Source organism: Streptomyces sp. SID10853 (genome assembly GCF_010548145.1).
In the GTDB taxonomy this organism is placed as follows: domain Bacteria; phylum Actinomycetota; class Actinomycetes; order Streptomycetales; family Streptomycetaceae; genus Streptomyces.
The window spans coordinates 1-10,984 of the sequence record NZ_JAAGLN010000232.1 but is presented as its reverse complement, the minus strand read 5'-3'; the positions used below and the strand labels follow the sequence as shown (position 1 = coordinate 10,984).

Here is a 10,984-nt window from a genome sequence, read left to right as displayed (position 1 = left end):
CCACCGCCGCCGGGGCCGCCGCCCATGCCGCCCATCCTGCTCGCGCCCGCAGGGCCCGCCGTCACGATCGAGCCACTGTGGCCGGTGCTCAGCGTGGACACCGTGTACGCGAACGGCGCGGCCAGCGAAGCCACCAGCCCCACCCCTGCGGCGCCCAGCGCCAGCCGCCGGTTCAGCCGCCCGGCCACCACCAGGCCGAGCGCCGCCACGAGCCCCACGACCAGCACCGCCCAGCGCAGCCAGGGCAGATAGTCAGGCGTCCGCCCCAGCAGCACATACGCCCACACCGAGGTGGCCGCGACCACGACACCCAGCACCGCCGACCACCCGAACCTGCCGCGTTCCTCCCACAGGACCGTGACGCCCATCCCGACGAGAGCGGCGATGTACGGGGCCAGCGCCACCGTGTAGTACTGGTGGAAGATCCCGGCCATGAAGCTGAAGATCAACAGGGTCATCAGCAGAGCGCTGCCCCACACCAAAAACGCCCCGCGCGCGGTCTCCGTGCGCTTCAGCCGCCAGGTGAGGACGACACCGGCCACCAGCAGAATCAGTGCGGCGGGCAGCAGCCACGAAATCTGGCTGCCGATCTCGGAGTTGAACATCCGGTCGAGACCGGTCTCACCCCAGCCGCCCATACCGCCGCCACCGCCACCGGGGCCGTCACCACCACCGCCGCCCCCGCCGACGCTGCCGGTCTCGTCGCCACTGATCCGGCCGAGCCCGTTGTAGCCGAAGGTCAGCTCAAGGAACGAGTTGTTCTGCGAGCCGCCGATGTACGGACGCGAGGACGCGGGCCACAGTTCGACGATCGCCGTCCACCAGCCGCCCGCCACGACCATCGCCACCGCGGAGAGACCGATCTGGCCCAGCCGCCTGCGTACCGTCACCGGCGCGAACACCGCGTACACCACAGCCAGCGGCGGCAGGATCAGGAACGCCTGGAGGGTCTTGGCCAGGAAGGCGAAACCGATCGCCACACCCGCCCACACCAGCCACTTCGTGCGCCCGTCCTCCAGCGCGCGCAGCACGAGGTAGATGGTGACCGTCATCAGCAGGGCCAGCAGCGCATCCGGGTTGTTGAAGCGGAACATCAGCGCCGCGACCGGAGTCGTCGCCAGCACCACGGCCGCGATCAGCCCCGCCGCCGCGCTGAACCGGCGCCGTACCGCCGCGTACAGCACCGCGACCGTCCCGACCCCCATCAGCACCTGCGGGACAAGGATCGCCCAGGAGCTCAGCCCGAAGATCCGCACCGACAGCGCCATCGGCCAGAGGGCGGCCGGGGGTTTGTCGACCGTGATGGCGTTCGCCGAGTCGAGCGAGCCGAAGAAGAGGGCCTTCCAGCTCTCCCCGCCGGCCTGGGCCGCCGCCGAATAGAAGGAGTTGGCGTATCCGGAGGCACTGAGGTCCCAGAGATACGACACGAGGGTGAGCAGCAGCACCCCGAGGAACGCGGGCCGCACCCAGCGCGGGTCGTCGGCACGGCCGCGCCACAGCCGGGCGAGGCGCAGGCCGCGGAACGGCGGTGCGCCGGCCGCGGGGATCGGATCGGTGGAGAGGGTGGTCATCGTGCAGTCCTCGGATCGTCGGTGCGCCGCTCGGGGAACACCCAGGCGCGGAAGAGCAGGAAACGCAGCACCGTCGCTGCGAGGTTGGCCGCGATCAGCACCGCGAGCTCGGTGCCGTGCGAGGGGTGGTCGGACGCCGCGCCGAGTGCGGCGAGTGACCCGCTGGTGAGGGCGAGGCCGATCGCGAACACGACGAGCCCCTGGGCCTGGTGGCGCACCGCGCTGTCGCGCCCGCTCACACCGAAGGTGAGTCTCCGGTTCGCGGCTGTGTTGATCAGCGCCGAGACCAGCAGGGCGCCCGCGTTGGCCAGCTGCGGGCTCACCCCCGTACGGAACAGGGAGTACAGCAGCAGATACAGCAGGGTCGAGACCGCGCCCACGACACAGAAGCCGACCAGCTGACGGGCCAGCCCCCCGGGCACACCGGAGAGTTCACGGTCGCGCGGATCGTCCCCGAAGGGGCGTGCGAGCCGGTCGAGCGGGAGCGCGCCGACCCCCAGCGCGCGCCCCACCCGCCAGACGCCCTTGAGGTCGTCGACGGCCGTCCGCACGATGTGCACGGTCGACTCCGGGTCGTCGACCCAGTCGACCGGCACCTCATGGATCCGCAGCCCGGCCCGCTCAGCGACCACCAGCATCTCCGTGTCGAAGAACCACCCGGTGTCCTCGACCATCGGCAGCAGCCGCTGTGCGACGTCCCTGCGGATGGCCTTGAATCCGCACTGGGCGTCGCTGAAGCGGGCGGACAGCGACGAGCGCAGGATCAGGTTGTACGCACGCGAGATGAACTCACGCTTGGGGCCGCGCACCACCCGCGAACTGCGCGCGAGACGCGAGCCGATGGCCAGATCGGAGTGCCCGGAGATCAGCGGAGCCACCAGCGGCAGCAGCGCGTTGAGGCCGGTGGAGAGATCGACGTCCATATAGGCGAGCACGGGGGAGTCGGACGCGGACCACACACTGCGCAGCGCCCGCCCGCGCCCCTTCTGGTCCAGCCGGACGGCCCGTACCTCGTCCAGCTTCCCTTCCAGCTCCGCCGCCACCTCGGGTGTCCGGTCGGTGCTCGCGTTGTCGGCGATCGTGATCCGGAAGCTGTACGGGAACGTGCCGGCGAGATGGTCGCGGAGCCGCAGCACACACGGTTCGAGGTCCTTCTCCTCGTTGTACACGGGGATCACCACATCGAGCACGGGGGCAACGAGCACGGGGGCGCCGGCCGCGGTCACAGGAAGGTGTTCCCGTGCCGGCAGGGTGCCCGGTGAAGTGTCGGTTCGCATAACGACGACACTCGCCAGCCGCGCTGTCACCCCTGTGTGGTCAGCCTGTGACAGTGCTGTGAGTGCCGGTGCTGTGGGTGACGGCACTGTGCGTGACGGCGTTGTGAGTCCCCGGCCCGGGACCCGGCACCGGGGCCGCGGGCAGCCGGACCGCGAACTCCGTGCGCCCCGGCACACTCCGTACGTCCACCGTCCCGCCGTGCGCCACCACGACCGCCTGCACGATCGCGAGACCGAGCCCGGTCGAGCCTGCGTGCCGGGACCGCGAGGCGTCCCCGCGAGCGAACCGCTCGAAGACGTACGGGAGCAACTCGGCCGGTATACCCGGGCCGTCGTCCACCACGTCCACCACCACCCAGCCGCCGTCCCGGCGTACCCGCGCGGTGACCGTGGTGCCGGGCGGGGTGTGCGTACGGGCGTTGGCCAGCAGATTGACCAGGACCTGCTGGATACGGGCACCGTCGGCGGGCACCAGGGCCGGATCGTCGGGGAGTTCGAGCCGCCAGACGTGGTCCTGGCCCGCGGCCCGCGCATCGCTCACCGCGTCGACCACGAGCGGCGAGAGATCGGTGTTCTCGTACGCGAGCGGGGAACGGCCGGTGCCGCCGTGCGGGGGCGGGGAGAGGTGACCGGTGCCGGCGCCTTGTGCGGGCGGGGAGCGGTGACCGGTGCCGGCGCCTTGTGCGGTCGGGCGTCCGGCGTCCAGGCGGGCGAGCAGCAGCAGATCCTCCACCAGACCGGTCATCCGCCCGGCCTCCGACTCGATACGGCCCAGAGCGTGCCGGGTGTCAGGGCCGGTCTCCTCGCGGCCGCGCCGGGTCAGCTCGGCATAGCCGCGGATGGAGGCCAGCGGGGTCCGCAGCTCATGACTGGCATCGGCGACGAACTGCCGTACCCGCGTCTCGCTCTCCTGCCGGGCGGCCAGCGCCGAACCCACGTGGCCCAGCATCCGGTTGAGCGCCGCACCGACCTGGCCGACCTCCGTCCGCGGATCGGCCTCGGCGCCCGGCACCCGCTCCAGCGGGGCCACCTCACCGCTGTGCAGCGGGAGTTCGGAGACCCGGGTCGCGGTCGCCGCGACCCGTCTGAGCGGGCGCAGCGCTATCCCGACCAGCGCGGTCCCGGTGATGGCGGCCGCGAGCAGCCCGGCCGCCGTGACGCACACCTCGACCACGATCAGGGTGGTGACGGTGGACTGGACACCGTCCAGCGGGAAGCCGAGCACAAAGGTGCCGCTGTGGGAGTAGGTCGCCCGGAAGTCCCCGAGGCCCGGAAGGGAGACGGTGTGCGGATTGCCGTCCCTGGGCACCGATTCCAGCGCGTCGAGCTGGTCGGCGCCGAGCGGCGAACTGTCGGGCCGCGCGCCGGGCGTGGCGACGCTCTTCACCCCGTCGACCAGATCGTCGCTGCCGACGACGGTGCGCCCGCCGATGGCCCCTATCGGCAGCCCGGGCTGCTGGACGATGGAACGGTCGCCGCCCATCGGATCGTGGTCGGGGCGCTGGGCCGCCGCCGTCAGCTGCTTGTCGAGCTGCTGCTCCAGATTGGAGTGCATGACGATCGTGGTGACCGAACCGATCACGGCCACCACCACGGCGATCAGCGCCACGGCCGATACGACGAGCCGTGTCCGCAGCGACCAGCGCCGACGCGCCGACACCGGCTACTCCCCGGGCTTGATCAGATATCCGGCGCCGCGCCGGGTGTGGATCATCGGCGTACGCCCCGCGTCGATCTTGCGCCGCAGGTACGAGATGTACAGCTCGACGACGTTGGCCTGGCCGCCGAAGTCGTACGACCACACCCGGTCGAGGATCTGCGCCTTGGAGAGCACCCGGCGCGGATTGCGCATCAGGAAGCGCAGCAGCTCGAACTCGGTCGCGGTCAGATGGATATTGGTCCCGCCCCTGGTCACGTCGTGGCTGTCCTCGTCGAGGGTCAGGTCCCCGACGGCGAGCAGCGACTCACTGCGCTGCGCGCCCGTGCCGGACCGCCGGATCAGCCCGCGCAGTCTGGCCACGACCTCCTCCAGGCTGAACGGCTTGGTCACATAGTCGTCGCCGCCCGCGGTCAGACCCGCGATCCGGTCCTCCACGGCGTCCTTGGCGGTCAGGAAGAGGACCGGCACATCAGGCAGCTCGCGGCGCATCCGGCCGAGCACGGCGATGCCGTCCATGTCGGGGAGCATCACATCGAGCACCACGGCATCGGGCCGGAACTCCCGTGCTGTCCGCACGGCTCCGGCCCCGTCACCGGCACTGCGCACCTGCCAGCCCTCATAACGCAGCGCCATCGAGAGCAGCTCCGCGAGGGCGGCCTCGTCATCCACGACGAGCACGCGCACCGCGCTGCCGTCGGGCCTGCACATTTCGGTACGCCCCTGGGGCGAGGTCGTAGTCATGGGACCACCTTCCGAGCGACCTCTGAGAGACCCCTTTCCCCAACCTGTGAAATTCCTGAGAAACACGGGAGCGGCTGGGAGGCACGCGCCTGCCTTGACCTGCCGGGCGGGCGGGTCCGGACGGGGCCTCCGGGTCGGTCCGGGCGGGGCCGGGCCGGACCGCACCAGGCCGCACTGACCAGCACGAGACCGGGTGGCCCGAACCGCACCAAGCCGCCCCTCCGCCTCAGAACAGCCCCGGCTGGCCCACCCCCGGTTCCGGCAGGGCTGCCCGCACCGGCACGGTCACTTCCGCCCCCGGCTCCGCACCCGTCAGCCCCCAGCCGGCCATCAGCCGGGTGTCGAGGACAGTCACCGCACCATCGCCCCCGGCCAGATGCAGGTCGGGCCCCGCGGCAGCCACCAGCCGCCCGGCGACGGCCCCGCCCGCCACCAGCTCGCTCACCACCCCGGCCGGGTCCCCGAGTCCCGCCAGTCCGAACACCTCCCCGTGATCGGCCACTTCGCAGACCATCCGCTCCAGCGAATCCGGCCACCCGGCCAGCGCGACGGCCCGCGCGTGCACACCACGTACCTCGGCCGCACGCTCCTCCCGCCCCGGCAGCCGGGACCGCACCGCCCGCTTGTCGGCGTACGGGATCCGGTCCGGCACACCCAGCGCCGTACGCAGCAGTTCCTCGGTCCGCCGCGCCGCCATCAACGGCCCGCGTCCCAGCCAGCTGAAAGCCACCGCCCCCTGCTCTCTCAGCCGCGCCGGTCCGCGCTCCTCCGCCGTGATCCCCACCTTGACCATCCCGGCCCCGAACCAGGCCAGGTAGACGCGGTAGACCCGGGGATCGTCGGCGATGGTGTCGGCCGCCACCGAGTGCGCCCGGTCGAGCCGCGCGCACTCCCCGCACCGCGCCTGCGTGCCACGCCCCGGCACCCGTGCCCGCAGCGGGCAGGCGTGCCCCCGCGCCCCCACGCACATCCGCTCCCCCGCAGCCTCGACCCGGAAGCCGACCTCGGTCCCGTAGACAAGCGGACTGGCCCGGGCCCGCCCCTCCCACACGAGCCGCGGCCCCTCGTCCCCCCACCGCAGACCACCGGAACGCCACATGGCCCCTGCGCCCCTCTCGCTCTGCCTGGTCCGCCCCTGCACGGACACCACATCCCCGTCACTCGCAGCATGCCACCCCCCACTGACAGTGGGCGGGGCCCCGGGCAAGGACGGCCGCCGCACCCACCTGGCACAAGGCGCGCACACCTCAGCAGCGCTCGGCCGAGCGGCACTCACGAGCGGCACTCGGACGGGTCCATGGATCAGACGAGTACATAGACAGGCGCACCGTCCGGAGCGCACCCCGACTGCCGTATACAGCCGCGCCGCAGCAGATGCCGGACGCAGTCCTGGACGCGGGCGGGGGACAGGCCGGTACGCCCGGCGATCTCCTCCGTACTGCAGCGGGCAGCACCCGCCACGAGCCCGGGCGCCAGGACGGCGGCGACCGTACGGACGTCCTCGGTGATGACCAGGTTCCGGTCCTGCCAGCGCGCGAGCAGTTCCTGAGGCGTGCCGGCCGCGGCGGTAGCGCCCGAACCGGCGGAAACGCCCGGCCCCGTGGAGACGCCCGGCCCGGCGGAGGTACCGGGCTGCGCCCGCTCGGCGAGCCGGTCCAGCGAGTCAGCGATCCGGTGGAACGCCTGGGTCAGCAAGTCCTGCCCCCGGCTGGCCTCGCGCAGAAGCAGATGGCGCTCCTCCTCCCTGGCCGCGCACGCCTCCGCCGCCCGGATGCTCCGCTCCTCCAGCCGCACGAGCGCGTCGACGATCTCCTCCGGCATGACATAGGCGGTACGCAGCTCGTGTGCGGGCTGCACCGGGGCCGGAACGAGTTCGTACGCACCGTCACGCTGCACCGTGGCCACCACATCGGCCACCCAGCGCCTGAAGGGTGCGCACTCCTGCTTCGTACAGCCGTTGACCAGCTGGATGAGTCCGGCGAGCGTCACCATCTTCATGGACTTCTTCAGCCCGTGACCAGCGATTCTGCGCGAAGCGTCTGCCCCGTAGACACCTCTCGCGAGATCACCGAGGCTCTGCCGGCAGTCCGGCGAGACATGCCACTGCAGGGCCTGTCTGGTGTTCGCGTAACCAAGGTTCTCCGCGACGTCCACGGCCGGAAACCAGTGCGCCCCGTCGGGCAGCGTCAACCGCCGCACCCGCGCGCCCGTCGCCGCGAACACGAAGTCGCTGACATCGACCGCGTCCCGGCATGGCGTCATCGGCTCGTCCTCGGGCGTGTCCTGCTCGCACATCGAGCACCACCTCCGGTTCGGAACCTAGCCGCAGGCATATGCAACTCCGCCCGAACAAAGGCAAGTTCACTCGTTAGGCGACAGGAGCCCCGGCGCCGCCGTTCCGGCGGCCGTCCCGCCCTGAGCGGCCGTCCCTGACGCGCGAACGGCCCTACCCGAACGGCCTCACGGTGCACCAGCGATGGCACCGCAGGCCGAGAACGCAGGTTCCGTCACGTCACAGCGGTGGGCCCGCCCCACGCCGGGAGCCTCGGGGCACTGAACACGGCGCCCCGAGGCACGGACAGCCCCAAGAAGAACTCTTGCCCGACAACGCCAGAGGCCCTCAGGATTGCTCCTGAGGGCCTCTGGCCTGCTGTGCACTCGGCAGGATTCGAACCTGCAACCTTCTGATCCGTAGTCAGATGCTCTATCCGTTAAGCTACGAGTGCTTGGCGTTCCGGGCTTTTCTGCCCCGTCGGCGTTGCGAGAACAACATTACATGACCTGCGGCGTCAGGTGAAATCCATTAGCCGCACCCCCACTGAGCTGCGGAAACGCGCTCTCCCCACACCCTCCCCGGGCCCTGCGGAGACCGCCGCGGAACGACTGAAGCCCCGTCCTTCACGGACGGGGCTTCAGCGATCCAGTCGGCGGAGGCGGAGGGATTTGAACCCTCGATGGGCCGTAAAACCCAAACCGCATTAGCAGTGCGGCGCCATAGACCGGACTAGGCGACGCCTCCAGCACACCGAACACAGTCGCGCGAGCGCGAAGTGGTGCGTGCAGATGATGACACAGCCTTGCGGGCCGTCACCAATCGCGGCTCACGGTACTAGGCCGTGGGGTGGGAGAGCAAAGTCGTTCGTGTCGCGCAACGCCCGGCGCGCAGAAGCGTTAGAGAGGCAGGGGCGCCGCCCCTGGGCCGTCCCCACCGGTCCGTACTCCCTGATCCGTTCTGCCGAGGAGTTACGTCAATGCTGCGCCGCCTCGCTCTCACCACCGCCGTCTGCCTTTCCGCGCTGGCCGCCGCCCCCGTCGCCACTGCCGCGACCACCGCTCCTGTCGCCCCCGCCCCCGTGGCCCGGCCCGGCCACCGGCTGCCCGATCCGCAGGTCCGTGACCGGCTCACCATCACCGTCTCCGATTCCGGTGCACGCGCCGCCGACGGCACCCGCCGCCTCAGCTGCTCACCCGCCGGGGGCACGCACGCCACGCCGCAGCAGGCGTGCGACCGGCTGGATCAGCTCGCCGCCGACGGGCGGAAGCCGTTCGCGCCGGTTCCCGCCACCATGATGTGCACGATGCAGTACGGCGGTCCGGCCACCGCGCACATCACCGGAATCTGGCGCGGGCAGCCTGTCGACGCGACATTCCGGCGTACGAACGGGTGCGAGATCGCCCGCTGGAACACCCTGGAACCGGTCCTTCCGCACACCGTCGGCTGAGCTCCGCCCAGCCGTCCGTCCACACAACCTTGGTGAGAGCTCCCCCTCATCCGCCTCATGTCCGGAGCGCCTGCCTTTAGACTTCCAGCAGTGACACGCCATGGCCCGAGGGGCAAGATGGGCCGGGTTGTCAGCAAGGTGCAGTAGTTCAGGGAGGAAGCGTCGTCGTGAGCAGCAGGCCATCCCGAGGCGCTGCTCGCCTCGCAGCCATACTTGACGCCCTCCCGGACGGGCTGTTGCTCGTCAATTGCAACGGAACGGTCGTCAACGCCAACTCCATCGCCCTCGAAGCCTTCGAGACGCCGGGCACGGCACTCGTCGGCCGGGGGCTGCTCGATCTGCTGCCGGAGTTCGACTCCCGGCTGATCCCGGGCTCGATGCGGCGGCCCGAAGGCGCGGACGAGCAGGGCAGGACCAAGCCGACGCGGATGCTCGCGCGGCGCACCGACGGCGCGGAGTTCCCCGTCGAGGTGACCAGCGCGAATCTGGAGGACGGCCGGGAGGCCTACGACTCCTACGGTGGCGGGTTCACCGGTGACGAGCTGCTGATGCTCGTCGTACGGGATCTGTCGGGCACCGTCGACACCGAGGCCGAACTGGCGCGTTCGCAGCGGCAGACCGAGATGATCCTGCGTGCGGCCTCCGAGGGCGTCGTGGGCACCGACACCGACGGTCGCGTCGTTCTCGTCAACCCCTCGGTCGCGCAGATCCTCGGCTTCCGGGCGAGCGACCTCGGCGGCAGGGAGCTGCACCCGCTGGTCCAGCACTCCCGCGCGAACGGCGAGCCCTTCCCGTACGACGAGAGCGCCCTCGCCGACACGCTCAGGTCCGGGCGCAAGCACCGGGTGCGCGGGCAGGTGCTGTGGGCGAAGGACGGCAGCCCGGTGCCGGTGGACCTGACCACGGCGCCGGTCCGGGACGGCGAGCAGCTCGTCGGCGCTGTACTGACCTTCGCGGACCGCCGCCCGTACGAGAAGCAGGCCAAGCAGCACGCCGACGAACTCCGGGCCAAGGACGAGCGGAACACCGCTGCCGAGGCACGGCACACGGACGAGCTCGCGGCCCGGGACAAGAAGCACGCGGCCGAACTGTCGGCGCGGGCGGAGGAGTACGCGGCCGAGCTGTCGGCGCGGGCCGAGAAGCACGAGGCGCTCGAAGAGCGGCAGCAGCAGCTGACCGCGGTGCTCGGCGACGCCCTGCGCGGGCCGTTGGAGGAGCTGCGGGCCGAGCTGGGGACACTCGCCGCCGACCCGGCAGGTCAGCTGTGGCCCGAGGCCAACCAGATCCTGCACCATCTGGCCGCCGGTTACGCCCGGATGACCACGCTCGTCGACAGCGTCCTCGGCTTCCAGCGGCTCGCCGCCGGGACGGAGGAGCTGACCAGGGCGAAGGTCATGCTCGACGCCGTGGTGGCAGCGGGGGTGGAAGGCGCGGTCGAGCTGATCGGCCCCGGCCGGGTGCAGTTCGCGGTGCACGCGCCGCCCATAGAGGCCGAGGTCGACGGTGGCCGGCTGGCGACCGCTCTCGCGCATCTGATCGCCGATGTGGCCGGCGTGGACGCCACCGGCAAGGCACGGGTCGCCCCCGGCGGCGCCTATGTGGACTCGACGATCGTGGTGGCCGCCGCGCAGCGCGGCAAGGTCGTACGGATCGAGGTGCGCGGGCCGTTCAGCGGCGGCGACCCGGTGCACGAGCCGATCGTGCGCGGCATCGTCCGGGCGCACGGCGGTGTGCTGCAGACCCATGAGGTGCCGGGGACGGCCGGCAGCGCGTATGTGCTGGAACTGCCCCTCGGGGACGGTTCGGGCACGGTGGATCCGGCGGCAGCGGCTGCGGGCCCGGCGGAGTCCGGCGGACCGGGAGCGGACCGGCCCGACCGGCCCGACCAGCAGAACGTCACGTCGGGCGGTGGGCGCCGGCGGGGGAGGCGCTCGTCCACCGATGCCTTCCTGGAGAGCGCGGGCTCCGGCGGCGACGGGGGCGCGAGCCACCCGGAGGAGGCCACGGGAGCCG

8 protein-coding genes and 2 tRNA genes are annotated in these 10,984 nt (G+C 71.7%); 2 read left to right on the top strand and 8 right to left on the bottom strand.

Annotated features, from left to right (window positions below):
• From G3I19_RS29840 to G3I19_RS29805, 8 genes are all read right to left on the bottom strand, one after another.
• A partial coding sequence (locus G3I19_RS29840; protein ID WP_164266835.1) for a glycosyltransferase family 39 protein occupies positions 1-1,571 on the bottom strand: 1,571 nt, incomplete at its 3' end.
• A complete protein-coding gene (locus G3I19_RS29835) occupies positions 1,568-2,848 on the bottom strand; it encodes a bifunctional glycosyltransferase family 2/GtrA family protein (protein ID WP_164266834.1) in 1,281 nt (426 codons plus the stop codon). The genes G3I19_RS29840 and G3I19_RS29835, both read right to left, overlap by 4 nt.
• A gap of 40 nt (positions 2,849-2,888) precedes the next feature.
• Entirely contained in the window at positions 2,889-4,508 is a 1,620-nt protein-coding gene (locus G3I19_RS29830) for a HAMP domain-containing sensor histidine kinase (protein ID WP_164266833.1), read from the bottom strand.
• Positions 4,509-4,511: 3 nt separating this feature from the next.
• The gene (locus G3I19_RS29825; RefSeq protein ID WP_164266832.1) at positions 4,512-5,249 is read right to left on the bottom strand and encodes a response regulator transcription factor; all 738 of its coding nucleotides are present in this window, start codon (positions 5,247-5,249) and stop codon (positions 4,512-4,514) included.
• Between the two features lie 226 nt (positions 5,250-5,475).
• Complete coding sequence (locus tag G3I19_RS29820; protein WP_164266831.1) at positions 5,476-6,348, bottom strand: DUF2797 domain-containing protein; 873 nt, start codon at positions 6,346-6,348, stop codon at positions 5,476-5,478.
• Positions 6,349-6,551: 203 nt separating this feature from the next.
• A complete protein-coding gene (locus G3I19_RS29815) occupies positions 6,552-7,544 on the bottom strand; it encodes a BRO family protein (RefSeq protein WP_164266830.1) in 993 nt (330 codons plus the stop codon).
• 358 nt (positions 7,545-7,902) lie between these two features.
• Positions 7,903-7,975, bottom strand: a tRNA-Arg gene (locus tag G3I19_RS29810).
• 202 nt (positions 7,976-8,177) lie between these two features.
• Positions 8,178-8,268 (bottom strand) — tRNA-Ser (locus G3I19_RS29805).
• Positions 8,269-8,500: 232 nt separating this feature from the next.
• Here G3I19_RS29805 and G3I19_RS29800 point away from each other — a divergent pair.
• Positions 8,501-8,971, top strand: coding sequence for an SSI family serine proteinase inhibitor (locus G3I19_RS29800; protein ID WP_164266829.1), 471 nt, complete (start codon positions 8,501-8,503; stop codon positions 8,969-8,971).
• Between the two features lie 167 nt (positions 8,972-9,138).
• On the top strand, positions 9,139-10,984 hold a 1,846-nt coding region (locus G3I19_RS29795; protein WP_164266828.1), incomplete at its 3' end, for a PAS domain-containing protein.